At 65.0% G+C, this 14305-nt stretch carries 13 protein-coding genes and 2 pseudogenes; 10 read left to right on the forward strand and 5 right to left on the reverse strand.

The genetic code is table 11. From position 1 onward, the window contains the following. The first annotated feature begins 46 nt into the window (after positions 1 to 46). Positions 47 to 1021, forward strand: coding sequence for an AraC family transcriptional regulator (locus EV292_RS08760; protein WP_132908793.1), 975 nt, complete (start codon positions 47 to 49; stop codon positions 1019 to 1021). 65 nt (positions 1022 to 1086) lie between these two features. Here EV292_RS08760 and EV292_RS08765 read toward each other — a convergent pair whose 3' ends face one another. Beyond that, positions 1087 to 2649, reverse strand: a complete 1563-nt coding sequence (locus EV292_RS08765; protein ID WP_165927059.1) for a winged helix-turn-helix domain-containing protein — start codon at positions 2647 to 2649, stop codon at positions 1087 to 1089. A 221-nt stretch (positions 2650 to 2870) separates the two neighbouring features. On the opposite strand from EV292_RS08765, the gene EV292_RS08770 reads away from it, so the two are divergent. The 5 genes from EV292_RS08770 (at position 2871) to EV292_RS08790 (ending at position 8536) form a co-directional block, all read left to right on the forward strand. Next, positions 2871 to 4556, forward strand: coding sequence for an ATP-binding protein (locus EV292_RS08770; RefSeq protein ID WP_132908795.1), 1686 nt, complete (start codon positions 2871 to 2873; stop codon positions 4554 to 4556). A gap of 181 nt (positions 4557 to 4737) precedes the next feature. After that, on the forward strand, positions 4738 to 5724 hold the full coding sequence (locus EV292_RS08775) for a threonine/serine dehydratase (RefSeq protein ID WP_132908796.1): 987 nt from the start codon (positions 4738 to 4740) through the stop codon (positions 5722 to 5724). Between the two features lie 437 nt (positions 5725 to 6161). Beyond that, positions 6162 to 6992: an alpha/beta hydrolase gene (locus EV292_RS08780; RefSeq protein WP_132908889.1), complete on the forward strand. Its 831-nt coding sequence runs from the start codon at positions 6162 to 6164 to the stop codon at positions 6990 to 6992. A 306-nt stretch (positions 6993 to 7298) separates the two neighbouring features. Beyond that, positions 7299 to 7910, forward strand: a complete 612-nt coding sequence (locus EV292_RS08785; protein ID WP_132908797.1) for an outer membrane beta-barrel protein — start codon at positions 7299 to 7301, stop codon at positions 7908 to 7910. 80 nt (positions 7911 to 7990) lie between these two features. After that, a complete protein-coding gene (locus EV292_RS08790; protein ID WP_132908798.1) occupies positions 7991 to 8536 on the forward strand; it encodes a hypothetical protein in 546 nt (181 codons plus the stop codon). An 81-nt stretch (positions 8537 to 8617) separates the two neighbouring features. Here the strand turns inward: EV292_RS08790 and EV292_RS08795 are convergent, their stop codons facing one another. The 3 genes and pseudogenes from EV292_RS08795 to EV292_RS08805 all read right to left on the reverse strand — a co-directional run bounded on the left by EV292_RS08795 (position 8618) and on the right by EV292_RS08805 (position 10861). Continuing rightward, a complete protein-coding gene (locus EV292_RS08795) occupies positions 8618 to 8863 on the reverse strand; it encodes a hexameric tyrosine-coordinated heme protein (RefSeq protein ID WP_132908799.1) in 246 nt (81 codons plus the stop codon). Positions 8864 to 9474: 611 nt separating this feature from the next. Further along, positions 9475 to 9701: pseudogene (locus tag EV292_RS23085) on the reverse strand (Tn3 family transposase); the annotation flags it as partial. A gap of 98 nt (positions 9702 to 9799) precedes the next feature. Further along, positions 9800 to 10861 (reverse strand): hypothetical protein, encoded by a 1062-nt coding sequence (locus EV292_RS08805; RefSeq protein ID WP_207913372.1) that lies wholly within the window; start codon positions 10859 to 10861, stop codon positions 9800 to 9802. A gap of 271 nt (positions 10862 to 11132) precedes the next feature. Here EV292_RS08805 and EV292_RS08810 point away from each other — a divergent pair, with 271 nt between their 5' ends. The 4 genes and pseudogenes from EV292_RS08810 to EV292_RS08820 all read left to right on the forward strand — a co-directional run bounded on the left by EV292_RS08810 (position 11133) and on the right by EV292_RS08820 (position 12560). Further along, positions 11133 to 11588, forward strand: coding sequence for a GNAT family N-acetyltransferase (locus EV292_RS08810; RefSeq protein WP_132908800.1), 456 nt, complete (start codon positions 11133 to 11135; stop codon positions 11586 to 11588). Positions 11589 to 11620: 32 nt separating this feature from the next. Further along, a pseudogene (locus EV292_RS23440) lies at positions 11621 to 11743 on the forward strand (Rid family hydrolase); the annotation flags it as partial. A 76-nt stretch (positions 11744 to 11819) separates the two neighbouring features. After that, on the forward strand, positions 11820 to 11990 hold the full coding sequence (locus EV292_RS23445; protein ID WP_347812582.1) for a RidA family protein: 171 nt from the start codon (positions 11820 to 11822) through the stop codon (positions 11988 to 11990). Positions 11991 to 12116: 126 nt separating this feature from the next. After that, the gene (locus EV292_RS08820) at positions 12117 to 12560 is read left to right on the forward strand and encodes a carboxymuconolactone decarboxylase family protein (protein WP_132908891.1); all 444 of its coding nucleotides are present in this window, start codon (positions 12117 to 12119) and stop codon (positions 12558 to 12560) included. A 63-nt stretch (positions 12561 to 12623) separates the two neighbouring features. On the opposite strand, the gene EV292_RS08825 is transcribed toward EV292_RS08820, so the two are convergent. Then, positions 12624 to 14138: an acetyl-CoA hydrolase/transferase family protein gene (locus tag EV292_RS08825; RefSeq protein WP_132908801.1), complete on the reverse strand. Its 1515-nt coding sequence runs from the start codon at positions 14136 to 14138 to the stop codon at positions 12624 to 12626. Positions 14139 to 14305 lie beyond the last annotated feature (167 nt).

A 14305-nucleotide genomic window follows, 5' to 3' on the forward strand; every position in this document is an offset into this window, starting at 1 on the left:
CCTACTTGATCGCGCGTATCGATCCCTCGCGGTCCGAACTTTCCGCATGATCGTCCAGGAGGCCGCAGAGGACCCTCTCTCCGACGTGCTTGCCGCCATGCAGCTCCGCGTCGCGACTTCCGCCTCGCTGCGGGCCGGGAACAGCTGGTCGATCCGCTTCCAGGTCGATCGGCCGAAGTTCAACGTCGTCCGTCATGGAGGCTGCTGGCTCGTCATCCCGGACGAACCGCCGTGCAGGCTCGCCGCCGGCGACTGCCTGGTCGCGAGCCGAGGCACCTTCGTCCTGACCAGCGATCCCGATCTCGTGCCGATCGATGCAGAAGCGGTCTTTACCAGGAATCCCCGCATCGCCGACGTGGGAGGAGCTATCGAGGTGGAGCTGCTGGGCGGCAGCGTCAGCTTCGACGAGACGCAGGCGGATCTCATGTCAAACGTGCTGCCGCCTATCCTGCTCATCGCTGGAGGAGTGCCCGCCGCGGATCGCATGGCCTGGCTGCTGGAGCTTCTGAGCGTCGAGTGGGGTAGCGGCCTTCCCGGTGCCAGGGCGGCGTGCGACGACATCATGCGGCTCCTCTTCGTCCAGACGCTTCGCCGGTGCCTCGGAGGCGAGACGATCGAACTTCTCCCGACGCCGAGCTGGCTGTCCGGACTGGCGGATGCGTCAATCGCCAAGGCGATGACGGCGATCCACGCGGAGCCGGCGCGGCACTGGCGTCTTCAGCAGTTGGCCGCGGTGGCGGGACAGTCCAGGTCAACCTTCGCCGAGCGCTTCGTCCGCAAGGTCGGCGTGCCGCCTGTCGAGTATGCCACGCGCTGGCGCATGCAGCTCGCAGCCCGGCGCCTCCGCTCCAGCACCGATAGCGTCACACGGGTAGCCGAGAGCCTGGGCTATCTCAGCGACAGCAGCTTCTCCTCGGCCTTTACCCGGGCGATCGGATCGCCGCCGGGCTCATACCGCCGTGGTCAGGATGCGGAACGGCGTGGCAGGAAAGGTCAGGATCAGATCAGCCGTTCCCGGTAGCGATCTGGCAACCAGCCGTGGCTGCAGAACACGGGTCGGCACGGCCGCCTCGCTGCCGCTGCGACCTACATAGGGAGCCCCGCCTGGCTGAGGCCCCCGGCGAAGACCTCCAGGTCTTCCTTGCGACGCAGATGGACCCACTGCCTGACCGTCCCGACACGAAGCTGAGGTCCGTGCCGACGAAGCAGAGTCATGCCGCGGCTCGCGTCTTCCACCCTGCCGGCTGCGGCGTGGCTGGCGGCGACGAGTCCCAGAGCCCGTGGGTTGTCGGGAGCGAGCGCGAACGCCTCTGCCGAAGATAGCGATGCTTCGTCGCTGTGTCCGTTCAAGAGATGCGCCAGAGTACGGAGAATGGAAATGTCACTCGCCTCCTTCTCGTCCGGGCCACGATCCGCGGCCTCGTCGATGTGCAGGAGAGCCTCGTCGTGCCTGCCCGCCGAAAGGAGCTGGCCGCCGCTGAGATACCAGCTTAGCGACGAGTTGGGGTTTAACCGCAAGGCCTTGTTCATGTAGGCGGTGCAGACGTCGAGATCCTCCCCGAAATGCCCCAGCGCGTAGCTTCCCCAAACCAGCGCCGTAGGATCGTCGTTGTTGGACGTGACCGCCATCTGCGCAAGGCGCGCTCCCTCGGCACTCTCTCGCTCTATGTCCTTCATCCAGAGACCCTGTTTGCGCATTACAAACGTCCAGGCGGCCGCGGCGTAAGGGGGTTGGAACTCCGGGTCGAGCGTGATCGCGGCATAGAAGGAGGCGAGCGCCCGTTGAAGATCGACTTGACCACCCCTCTTCAAGTATGCTTGGCCGATCAGATAGTGGTCATAGGCGGTGAGAGTTTCGGGCGCCTTGCGAGCCGCCCGGAAGGTTTCGGCTCGGCGAAGGTGACGGTCGAGCGCACCGCGTGCTCGGCGCGCGATGGTCTCCTGCAGATCCAGAGCGTCGCCGGGGCCCAGGTCGATGCTGTCCGCCCAAAGGTGCAGCCCACTGGCGGTCTCGAGCAGCCGCATGGAGACACGTAGACGAGGCCCGGCGCCACGGACGCTCCCTTCCAGCTCGTAGTCGTAACGCGCACGTGCCCGCGCCAACTCTAGGGGCTTGCCGGCCGGATCGCGTCCAAGCCACTCGTCACCGACTTCGAGCAGAGGTGTGTTCGCCAGTGCGACGAGCAGTTCCTCCCTGAGCCCTTCCGCGAAGTGTCGGTGCAGCGGGTCGGCCGAGTAAACGGCCATCGGGAGGACTCCGATGGACGGGAGAGTGCCGTAGGTCGCGCAGGTCAGCGGGAATGGGGTGCGCTCAGGCGCGGACACGGGCATTGGACTTGCCGCCGTTTGGACGCTCGCAACGAAGCGGAAGCCCTTGCGCGCAACGGTGCGGATGATCCTTTGCTGCACGCCATCGTCCCGCACGGCCCGTCGAACCGCGTTAACATGGCTGCTCATCGTGGATTCTGACACGATGCGACCGCCCCACACGCCGGAAAGGACGTCGTCCTTGGTGACCAGCGCGTCTCGTCGTTCGATGAGGAATCGCAGCAGATCGAAGACCTTCGGCGCCACCGCGACAGCGACGCCGTCGCGCCGCAGCTCTCCGGCGGCGAGATCCAAAGTGAAATCCTCGAAGAGCAGCCGCATGACGCTTCTCCTAGGAGGAATGTACATCAAGGTACAGGCCAGCGCCATGACGATCGTGCTTTCGTAAGAGGCGTCGTCCGGAGCCGTGTCGCGCTGCAGCCGGTCACTCGGGGGCCGGAGCGCCGGCAAGGAAAAGACAAGGCTTTCGCAAGGACTCGCCGCAGCCGGCACGCTAGCTCTTTGGCAAAGCCGCCATCGTACGGGCTGGAAGGGAGATCGAAGTGTCAGAACGGCATGCGGCTTCCGGTCCTCAGCTGAGACTGGCGGAGATCGCGTCGGAGGGCGGGCCGCCGTCGGTCGACCTGATCGAACACATACGACTGATCGAGGCCCTGACCCCGTCGATCGTGGTCAGCCAGGCCAGCCTTCCGTCCACCGCGGGATGGGAGCCCCTGAGAGGCTGGCACGTCGAGTCGATCTCGCCGCGGGCATCGCAGATGCTCGAGGCGCCCTTCGACGAGCAGCTGCTCGGCCTGCCCCTCGATCAACTGGTGCCGGAGGGTGATCAGGCCCACGTCGCGGCTCTGCTCGCCGCCTCTCTGGCAGGCGCGTCGCTTTCTCACGTCTCGCTAGTCCTTCGCACCTGCGCGGGAGCGGAGATCCGGGTCATGGTCGGTGCGATCGCGGCCGGAGGTCTGTCGGTCAGGCTGGTGTTCGCGCCTGCGGAAATGCCGGCGGACACCTCTGCGCAGCTGCGGGCGAGCGAGCAGCGGTATCGCCAGCTCTTCCACGACATGCCGATCGCGCTGCTTCGTATCGACGCGCGCGGCTCGCTGGAGGTCTTCGAGGCTCCCAGACGAGCAGGCGTCACGGATCTCGGCGAGTACATGGATGCCCATCCGGAGGTGCTCGAGCGCGCCCTGGACCTCGTCAGCATCGCGGAGGCGAACGACCACGCCGAAGGCCTGTTCGGCACCGGCGAACCCGGCTCGATGCTGCGCAGCGTCAGGCCGTTCTGGAAGGCTCGTCCCGACACGTTCCGCCGCATGCTAATGGCCCGGTACCGGGGCGCGCGCAGCTTCATCGAGGAGACAGTGGTCTGCAGCCTCGACGGAACTCGGGTCCCCGTGCTGCTCTCGCAGGCTTTCTCACCCGGCAGCATGCCGCGGGCGAACAGCCTTATCGGCATGATCGACATCAGCGGTCAGGTACGTGCCGAGGCCGAGCTGCAGCGCACCCAGGCCCGCTACGCGGCTGCGGCTCGTGTGTCGCTCACCAGCGAGCTGGCGGCCTCGATCGCCCACGAGGTCAATCAGCCGCTCTCCTCCATCACGACGAACGGCGACACGGCCCTGAGATGGCTGGCGAAGAACCCGCCCGATGTCCAGCGAGCGGAGAACCGGCTTCGGCGTATAGTCGAGGATGCGGAACGTGCCTCGGGGGTGGTGCGCCGTCTGCGCGACATGTCGGTGGGAGTGCGGACGCGGCAAGGTCGCATCAGCCTTAACGAGGTGGCTCAGGAAGCATTGCTCATCGTTGGCGAGGAAGCGGCCAGCCGTGCGATCGAGCTCAGGACGAGGCTGCTCGACGATCTGCCGTCGATCATGGGTGATCACGTGCAGCTGACGCAGGTCGTGGTGAACCTTCTGACCAACGCCATCCAGGCGATCGACGCCTGCTCCGCCACGAGAAGAGAGATACATCTTCGTACCGCGTCATGCACGCCCGGCTGGATCCGGCTCACGGTCAGCGATACCGGTCCCGGGGTCGAGGACGAGAACATCGACCGCGTGTTCGAAAGCTTCTTCTCGACGAAGCCGGCAGGCATCGGAATGGGTCTGGCGATATGCCGATCCATCACGGCCGCCCATGGAGGTTCGCTTGCGGTGGAGAGAGCTGCGACGGGTGGTGCCATGTTCACCATGCGACTGCCAGTGGAGACACGTCAGGCGACGGGGATCGGATAGACCGCTCTTCGAAGAGCCTCGACCTCAGTATGATCGCTCCTGGATCAGGTGATCGTTCCGACGCAGCCTCGGTGGAGGCATGCGTCAAGGACAGCCGTCAGCACCCCGCCGGTTGGTGGCGGATGCGCTCCGCGCGGAACTCGGCGCGGACGGCTGCGGACGCGGAACGAGGATGGACGTGATGAGGGAGCTTGCGATCGACGCGGTCAACGTACGGGCTGCCGCAGCGAGGATCCGCGGCGTGGCGGTGCGTACGCCGCTGCTGGAATTCGCAGCTCTCAGCAAACGCGTCGGCAGGCGTACTCTCGTCAAGTTCGAGGGACTTCAGAGGACCGGATCGTTCAAGTTCCGAGGAGCGTACAACCGGCTGGTGCAGCTTGGCCCACAGGAACGAATGGCGGGCGTCGTTGCGTGGTCGTCCGGCAACCATGCTCAGGGTGTCGCCGATGCGGCACGTCTGCTCGGCACGACAGCCACGATCGTGATGCCCTCGGACGCGCCCTCCATGAAAATCGCCAACACTCGCGCACTCGGAGCCGAGGTCGTCCTCTACGATCGAGAAACGGAGTCCCGCGAGGAGATTGCGACCGGCATCGCCGATGCGAGAGGAGCTGTGCTCGTGCCATCCTTCGACGATCCTGCGATCATCGCGGGGCAGGGCACAATCGGTCTCGAGTTAATGGAGCAGGCCGCCGAGGCAGGAACAAGCTTCGGGACCGTGCTCGTATGCTGCGGAGGAGGCGGTCTCGTCGCGGGGATCGCAACCGCGATTAAGGACGTGCGGCCTTCGACCCAACTGTTCAGCGTGGAGCCTGCCGACTTCGACGACACGGCGAGATCGTTGCGGGCAGGACGACGCGAGAGCGTCGCCCCCTCGGCACACTCCATATGCGATGCCCTGCAGGCGCCCACCCCGGGTGCTCTCACGTTCCCGATCAACAAGGCGCTTCTGTCGGGCGGTCTCACCGTCACCGACGACGAGGTCCGAGCGGCGATGCGCTTCGCGTTCGCGACGATGAAGATCGTGGTGGAACCCGGCGGCGCCGTGGCGCTTGCCGCCGCGCTGGAGGGCAAGGCGCCGGCGGGTGACGATGCGCTGGCAATCGTGGTGTCGGGAGGCAACGTCGATTCAGAAATGCTGTCCCATGTGCTGAGCGCACGGAACTAGCCTCGTCCGGCCGCGACTGCTTTCGCCAAGTGCGTCGCACTCTGCCGGCTAGTCCTTAGTATGGCCGATGCGCGTCCATCGTACCGTCGTCAGGCGCCTGCTCCTCAAGTAGAGCTTCCTGGACCGGTGCGTAGTGAGCTGGAGCCCAGCCGGCATGCAATGAGAACTCATCGGCTTCTTCAAGCGCTTGTAATCGCCAAGCCGCTCTGAACGGTCGTGAGAAACAGTGTCGAAGTGCTCGGCGTATATCGTGCTCATCGCCAAATCGAAGGGAGGTCGTCGTTATGACGCCGCAATATTCTGCGCAGAGCGATCGCACGTCTCTGCCAGATCGCAGAAACGTCCTGACCGCAGGCGTTGCCGGCGGGCTGCTGATTGCCGCCGCGCCGCTATCGGCAGCAGGTACATCCGGTGCAACCAGAAAGGGAGAAACTCCGATGGACTCGATCACGACGAAAGACGGCACGCACATCTTCTTCAAGGACTGGGGTCTTAGGGATGCGCAGCCGATCGTCTTCCATCACGGATGGCCGCTCAGTTCCGACGACTGGGACGCGCAGATGCTCTTCTTCCTCTTTCAGGGCTTCCGGGTGATCGCGCACGACCGGCGCGGCCACGGGCGATCGACCCAGACGTACGCCGGCAACGACATGGACACCTACGCCGCCGACATGATCGAGCTTGCTGATCACCTAGATCTCAGGAACGCCGTGCACATCGGCCATTCCACCGGCGGCGGCGAAGTGGCTCGCTACGTCGCTCGCGCCAGGCCGGGGCGGGTTGCGAAGGCGATTCTGGTCGGAGCCGTACCGCCCGTGATGGTAAAGAGCAGTCGCAATCCCGGCGGACTGCCCATGACGGTCTTCGACGGATTCCGCAGTGGCCTCGCGGCCAACCGGGCACAATTCTATCTCGATATCGCCTCCGGTCCCTTCTACGGCTTCAATCGCCCAGGTGCCAAGCCCGTCGAGGGAACGATACGCAACTGGTGGCGACAGGGCATGATGGGCGGCGCGAAGGCGCACTACGACTGCATCAAGGCCTTCTCCGAGACCGACTTCACGGAGGACCTCAAGGCCATCAAGGTCCCGGTACTCGTCATGCATGGTGACGACGATCAGGTGGTGCCAGTAGCGGACTCCGCCGAACTGTCGGTGAAGCTGCTCCGCAACGGCGAGCTCAAGATCTACAAGGGCTACCCTCACGGCATGCTGACGGTCCATGCCGAAATCCTGAATCCGGACCTGCTGGCCTTCATCCAGAAGTAGGCGGCGGCGAGTCGGCTACGCCGGCTCGCCCCTTTCGTACCGTTCTCTCGATTGCAGCGCGGACGTCAGCAATAAGATGGCCACTAGCCGATAATACAATGGAATGGGAGAGGTTAGTTAAGTGGCGTCGGGCAGGGAGCCTGTCGCGAAGCAGAAGAGTAAGGTGATCGTCTCGCAAATGGCTTGGGCCAGGCGAGTGGAGATCTCAAGCTCAATCGGCTTCGTGACATGTTCCAATCCGGACGCCATGCCGCCGATACTTGCTAAGGCAAGCTGTCTCGGCGGTCAGACCTGAAAGGAAGTCCCATGAACAAGCTCGCAACCGCCGCCTTCATCGCAGCCGCAGCCGCAGCCGCAGCCGCGCTCCCCGCAACCGCACAGACCTTCGAGGGCCCCTATGCGGGCGTGCAGGCGGGGTGGAGCCACGCGGACGTGGGCGCCGCCAAGACCAAGGCGGGCCCCGTCGACATCGATCGATCGAAGGACGCTGGGACCGCAGGCGTCTTCGCCGGGTACAACTACAAGGTCGCTGACCGGATCGTGCTGTCGGCGGAAGCAGGCTTCAGCTTCGGCATCGACGACGCGGTCACCCGTTCGCGCAACGGCACCCTCGCCAGCATCGATCCGGAGTACTCGTTCGATCTCGGCGCGCGCGCTGGCTATCTGGTAGGCGACCAGACGCTGCTCTACGTGCGCGGCGGCTACGAAAACCTGCGAGCGGCAGTCCGCAGCGAGGGCACCAGCGGCTCGCGCTACGCCAAGGACACGTTCGACGGATGGTCGGTCGGCGGTGGCGTCGAGCAGGCGGTCAGCGACAAGGTCTCCGTTCGAGTCGAGTACCGCTACAGCGACCTTGGGGGAGACGATACCAAGTTCCAGCGCCACCAGTTGCTCGGCGGTGTTGCCTACCACTTCTGATTGTCGTGAGCGCAATCGCGCCGGAGCGAGCACGGCCTTCCGTCAAAGACTGGAGGCCTGCTCCCGAAAAGGAGGTCGTCATGGCATATGTTGCCTTATCGTCGCCCGTCCTGCCGCAGCTCCGAGAAGCTGCGCGGCCGGTTCTTGCCGCGCATGACGGCAGCTTCAGCGAGCTCGAGCGGTTGGTCATCGCGATGTCCTGCCGTGACGAGCTAGCCTCGATCCGCGACCCGGCCGATTGGCGTAGCCGCCTCGGTCGTCTTCTCGGGGAGAAGCAGGTCAATCGCCTCGCCGACCAACGGCTGGAGGAGCTTCGTCGATATGTCGTGCTCTGTCGTGGCGGGCGCGACCCCGGCGACGACGCGCTCGATCGCTTCCTGGACGCAGGTTTCACGATGGACCAGGCAACGCACGTGCAGCGTGGTCAGCGTACCCCGCGCCGCGGCACGCGGAATGGCGCAGGCCGGGTGCTCTGGTCGATGCTTCTGCTGATCTCGCTCGCAGTGTACCTGATGATGCAGAGCACTCTCGAGGAGCCGGCGATCAGCGCAATCGGCGCAGGTCTGGTCTTCGTCACGCTGGCTTCACTCAGCGCACAGCGGAGGCGTTCGCACAGGATGGACTGACGTACCCCCGCCTTCGCTACGCCCAAAGGTCGGCGCGCATTTGGAAGAGCTGCGCTTCCGGCCGAAGCTGAGGCTTCGAGATCACGATTGCGGCGCCTCTGCGAAGCGCCAGTAGTCGTTCGCGGCAGCCACCGTGGCGAAGTTCGTCGCCACCACATGGGACACGCGGATCAGCGAGTCTGCGCTCTCCTCGTAGACGTGGCGACCACGCTCGCGCGCCTCGGGACTGGGCTGCGTCATCTTGATCGCGGTGCGCGAGAGCTTGATTGCGAGCTGATAGCCTTCCTCCGGGGTCTGCGTCAGGAGCGAACCAAGCCATCTATCCATAGTCGTAGCTCCGTGTGCGAGGGCGCCGCGACGGCGCGGTTCCGCACTGGTCGCAGTCGTCGTCGTCGCCGACAACTCGTCGCCACGTCGAGCCACGGGCATGCCAACGTCTAGGTTCGGTTTGCGGGTAAGGAGAAAGGAACGGGCTGGCCCGCCGTGGGCAGGGGAGCGGACCAGCCCGTCCAGTCGCACTTCCGTGCGGGTGTTCGGGGCCGGGGAGAGGGGGTGTACTCCCGAACACGCATTGACGTTATCGCCCTCTCCCGGCGCTTAGGCGATCACACGCTAGGCGCGGCGCATACAGCCGTTGGTCTAGGTCGCAGCGTCGCAGGGCTGACGCGACGCCTCGGTGATGTTGCGAAAAGGCAGCTTCAGATCAAATCGAAACAGGCCTCTAAGCGGAGGAGGAGTGAACCTTTTCAAACAGCTCCTCGCCCCCTTTTGAAACGCCGCTTAGCTCTATCCTGACGCCTCCTGCGGGCCCGCTTCAAGGCATCACTCTGCGCTTCCATTTGTCGGGCTCCGTCGATTTACAGCGCAAATGCATCTACCCACGAGAGCGAGCGTGTTGACGGTAGGGGAGCCGGTGAGAGGATGGTCGGAAGCGCACGCTAAGCACGCGGGCTTTGCTGGTGGATGCAAAGCCGTCTGAACCGCTTGCGGGGGTTATCGATCTGGCCCGATAGATAGTCGCCGGTGAGGTTGATCTGCCCCAGCCTAACGGGGCGACGTGGGCAAGCAGCCCGTCGGGTACATCGACGCCCATGCCGCGCAAATGCCGGACGGCGCGGCCGGGACATACGGTGTTCCGAAGCGTCACGGCCGCAGTGACAGGGTTAGGCCGGAGGCGCGTTTTCTGGACACCTGGGGTGTTAGTAGAGTTCGCTATCCGGTTTCGTGAGGATGGCAGACCTGTTCCCGCCTGGTGGTGCCATGCTACGGCAGTCGAAGGCCACACATCGCCAGCATGATCGCGGTTGCTGTACCGCCGGCCGACACCACGCCGACCCACCAGATACGCTCCGCCACCGTCTTTTTCGTCCCGTGTGCGATCAAGATCACGCGCAAGCCCGAGAACAGATGAGCGATGACCAGGAAGACGCCGAGAGCATAGTGCGGCACCAGCCGAATGCTCCATGCATCGTGTATCAATCCTGCCGGTGCCCCGGTCGCGAAAGCCCATCCCGTCGGGATCCCCAGCTTCCACCGCGCGAAAACGAAGACCGAGTTCATGTGGCCGAGGATGTAGACTGACAGATAGAAGCCCGAAGCGACCTGAAACGACTTGTGAAAGTCGAGTCGCTGGGCGCTCCAGCGCCATGCGAGACATGCGCCGCTGATCATTTGGAAAAGCATGGCTGTCACGAGCACCGGCTCCACGATGGGTGAGCGGTACACCGACCGTCCGGCCGCCATGACCGCGGCGTGCGCCTGCTCGCCCCGCCACGCGCATAGGTGATTAGCCAGGTGGAAGGCGACGTAGGCGAGCAGGATCAGTGCCGAGAGCCCATGGGCGACCCTGAGAAGAGGCGACGGCGATCGGTGCCGCGACCATCTGTCGCTGCCGCCAAGCAGGAGCGTGGAGGCCGCGCCAGCGATCCACAACGCCGACCAGGTGACCTCGTCGTTTACGGGGCTCGAAAGCAGAAATCCCCCGACACCGACGAAACAGTAGAGAGTTGGAGCGGCGACGACGGCGTACGCCAATCTCCTCGTGCGGATTTCGAGCCCGGTCGCCGGTTCGAACCTGCCGGTGTCCCGAAGGACGCAGACGAAGCCGATCATCGGGACGGCGAACATCAGGCAGAGCAGGATGGCCGCCGCGAGCATGCTTGAAAGGGTCTGGCTCATGCCGGCCGGTCCGACCGCCAGGTGGAAGCAGTCGACTATCAGTGGGTACGCCAGAGCGGCCGACAGCGGGACCAGTAGCCGCGCCTTGATCGGTGCCGACCTGCGCGCAGCCACGACGCGCCCTGCCGTCCTGGTCAGACCCACCATCGCGAACTCTCCTGGAACCCTGTCATCATCGACGGAAGGCAGTCGTGCGACGAAGCGCCTGCACCTGCGCCTGCGCATGGGGTGCCGATGCCACGGCGGATGTGTTCTGACCCCCATACGATTGTCTAGGTGAGCCGGTTCTCGCGCCCATCCCATTGTATTATCGACAGTCCCGGGCTCGACCAGCATGCGGTAGCCACGCGGATGCGCGAGCCAACCGAAAGATCGGGCTGGTCACTGTTGGTGGGGACACCAAAGCGGAGTAGTTAATATGGAAGACTCGTCTGACATCCAGACTGAGGTTCTCGAGCTGACCGCGCAGGACGATCTGGCGGGCTGCGTTCCGGTAATGCGGCTTCTGCGGCCTCACCTGCCAGACGATGTCGTCCAGGTCGTCGCCCGGCTGAGGCGCCAGATGGGGCAAGGCTACCGGCTGCTCGCCATTCGACGCCAGGGTCGGCCCGTCGCGCTGGCCGGCTTCCGGCTGCAGGAGAATCTCGTCTTCGGACGGTTCGTCTATGTCGACGATGTCGTGGTTGACGACAACGAGCGTAGGCAGGGACATGCGGAACGCCTGCTGTCGGCCGTTCGGGACGTCGCGGTTGCGGCGAACTGCGGGATCGTGGCACTCGACACCGCGCTCTCCAACGAGGCCGCGCAGCGCGTCTACCATCGCTGCGGATACGAGACTGTCGCCTACCATCTCATTCAGCGGCTGCCGGCGTGACACAGCCAGGTAGTACGTCGCGGATCCGTTGTGTGGAGACGTCCCACGCGCCAGTCCCCGCTGGGCACTACTCGCAGGCGGTCGCTCATGGCGACCTGATCTTCTTCTCCGGCCAGCTGGGGCATCGTGCCGATGGAGCGTCCACTGCCGATCAACCCTTCGAGGTTCAGGCGGAGCAAGCGATCAGGAACCTTCTCGCCGTGCTCGGCGCCGCCGCCGGCAGGCCGTTCCGTGCTGCGCGTAACCGCCTACATCGTGGGTGTCGAGAACTGGGCAGCTTTCGATCGCGCGCTGGCTCTGGCGTTGGGGAGCTGGAAGCCGGCCCAGACGATCGTCCCGGTGCCTGAGCTGCATCATGGCTACCTCGTGGAGGTAGAGGCCATTGCGGCAGCAGCGCTCTGACGCGCCGCACCCAGCCAGTCTACCCGTCCTATGGAGAGGGACAGAGCGCCGCAAGGCGCAGCCGAACCGGGGTTGCGTTCCGTGAGCGAGACGTCGAGCAGCGCCGATGAAAGCAGGAGTACCGACGTGAGCGCACGCATAGCCAACCCCTTCGTTCACGCCGGCGCGAGCATGAAGGCGGCGGTCGCGCTGGAGAGGAGCTACGCGGAATCAGGGGTCGAGCAGAAGCTGCTCGGCCTCGTCCGTCTTAGGGCAGCGCAGATGAATGGATGCGCGTTCTGCATCCATGCACACGTCGTCGAACTGCAGAAGCTCGGCGAGACCGACATGCGGATGCACATGGTCGCCGGCTGGCGCGAGGCGACCGACTTCTCGCCGCGGGAGCGCGCCGCGCTAGGCTGGACGGAGGCGCTCACCCTCGTCGCGGAAACTCACGCGCCGGACGATGTCTACGAGGCGTTCAAGTCGGAGTTCGGCGAAGAGGAGCAGGTCGTGATCAGCATGGTGATCGGAACGGTCAACCTGTGGAACCGCCTTCAAATCGGCTTCCGGGTTCCTCCTGCCGGGTGAGCCGTGCCCGCTCGGTACAGCGAAACGCATGCATCCCGGCCGATCGCCTCACCGCCTCCGCATCTAGGGCAGCATGGAACCGGTCGCCATGAACCGCTGGTGCCACGAGAGCGCCTCTCCTGGCAGCGTGGGGGTCTGCTGGCCGTATGCGCCTCGAAGCGCGCGGGCGAAGTAGTCGGCGAGCATCGGCCGGTAGTTGGGATGCGCGCAGTTGGCGATGATCAGCCGTGCGCGCTCCTTGGGGCTGAGGCCGCGCAGGTCCGCCAGCCCCTGCTCGGTCACCAGGACCTGCACGTCCTGGGCAATGTGGTCGACGTGGCTTGCCTGCGGGACGATGGCCGAAATGCGGCCGGCCTTGGCGGTGGACGGGCTCAAGAAGATCGACATGTATGCGTTTCGCGCGAAGTCGCCGGACCCGCCTATCCCGTTCTGGATGCGGGAGCCCATCACGTGAGTGGAGTTCACCGCGCCGTAGATGTCCGCCTCGATCAGGCCGTTCATGGCCACGCAGCCAAGCCGCCGGATAATCTCGGGATGGTTGCTGATTTCCTGCGGCCGGAGGATCATCTTATCTCGGTATGAACCCATGTTCCCATTCAGCCGTGCAGCGGCGGCGGGACTGAGGGAGAACGCGGTAGCCGACGCCATCCTGAGCTTTCCGGCATCCAGAAGTTCGAGCATGCCGTCCTGTATGACTTCCGTGTAGGCGGTCATCTCGGTGAACGGACTATCGACCAGCCCGGCGAGGACCGCGTTGGCGACGTTGCCTACGCCGGACTGGAGGGGCAGCAGGGTGGATGGCAGCCGTCCTCGCGTCACCTCGTGGCGCAGGAACTCCAGGAGATGACCGGCGATCGCATGTGCGTTTTCGTCGGGTGCCGAGAAGGGGAGATTGCGGTCGGGCGCGTCGGTTTCCACCACGGCAACGATCTTGCTCGGATCACACCTCAGGTACGGACTGCCGATCCGATCGTCGGGACGCCGTAACGGGATCGGCACCCGGTGGGGCGGCAGTGCCGTCCCGTAGTATACATCGTGCATGCCCTCGAGTGCCGGGTTCTGCCAGCAGTTGACCTCCAGGATGACCTTGGCGGCTCTGTCGAGCCAGGTCTTGTTGTTGCCGACCGACGACGACGGCACCAGGCTGCCGTCCTCTCTGATCGCGGTGACCTCGATCACCGCGACGTCGAGGTCGCCCAAGAAGCCCTGCCATGCCATCGGAGCGACCTGGCTCAGGTGCATGTCGAAGTAGCTCATCGCGCCGCGGTTGATCTCCTCTCTCGCGATCGGATCGGAGTTGTACGGCAGTCTTAGCTCTATGCCGTTCGCCTTTGCGAGCGCGCCGTCCAGCTCCGGCCCGGTCGAGGCGCCGGTCCAGACGCGAATGCTGAAGGGGCGCCCCGCAGCGTGTTCCGCCTCGATGCGGGCGGCAAGCGCCAGCGGCACCGCTTTGGGGTAGCCTGAACCCGTGAAGCCGCTCATGCCCACCGTGTCGCCGGCTGAGATTAGCTGCGCGGCACGTCCCGCCGGCATGATCCTGCGCCGAAGCTCCTCCGAGCGGATGCGTGCATGCGCCAACGTCTTCCTTTCCGTCCATTCGGTCCGCCCCTCCGATACCGGCTGAGCCAGCCGCCACAATAAGCCGATTGGGTAGGTCGGGCTCTAGCTCGGCTCGCTCTCCGACCAAGAGGCATACGGGATCATGAGTGCGAGATAACCGCTCGCCCGTCCGCGAAAGACTATAG

This window comes from Sphingomonas sp. BK235, from assembly GCF_004345855.1.
GTDB lineage: Bacteria > Pseudomonadota > Alphaproteobacteria > Sphingomonadales > Sphingomonadaceae > Sphingomonas.

What these genes read in the sequence shown, in the direction of transcription:
- EV292_RS08760 (WP_132908793.1), top strand. Translation starts at nt 47, where the DNA reads ATGATCGTCCAGGAGGCCGCAGAGGACCCTCTCTCCGACGTGCTTGCC.
- EV292_RS08765 (WP_165927059.1), bottom strand. Translation starts at nt 2,649, where the DNA reads ATGCGGCTGCTCTTCGAGGATTTCACTTTGGATCTCGCCGCCGGAGAG.
- EV292_RS08775 (WP_132908796.1), top strand. Translation starts at nt 4,738, where the DNA reads ATGAGGGAGCTTGCGATCGACGCGGTCAACGTACGGGCTGCCGCAGCG.
- EV292_RS08780 (WP_132908889.1), top strand. Translation starts at nt 6,162, where the DNA reads ATGGACTCGATCACGACGAAAGACGGCACGCACATCTTCTTCAAGGAC.
- EV292_RS08785 (WP_132908797.1), top strand. Translation starts at nt 7,299, where the DNA reads ATGAACAAGCTCGCAACCGCCGCCTTCATCGCAGCCGCAGCCGCAGCC.
- EV292_RS08790 (WP_132908798.1), top strand. Translation starts at nt 7,991, where the DNA reads ATGGCATATGTTGCCTTATCGTCGCCCGTCCTGCCGCAGCTCCGAGAA.
- EV292_RS08795 (WP_132908799.1), bottom strand. Translation starts at nt 8,863, where the DNA reads ATGGATAGATGGCTTGGTTCGCTCCTGACGCAGACCCCGGAGGAAGGC.
- EV292_RS08805 (WP_207913372.1), bottom strand. Translation starts at nt 10,861, where the DNA reads ATGGTGGGTCTGACCAGGACGGCAGGGCGCGTCGTGGCTGCGCGCAGG.
- EV292_RS08810 (WP_132908800.1), top strand. Translation starts at nt 11,133, where the DNA reads ATGGAAGACTCGTCTGACATCCAGACTGAGGTTCTCGAGCTGACCGCG.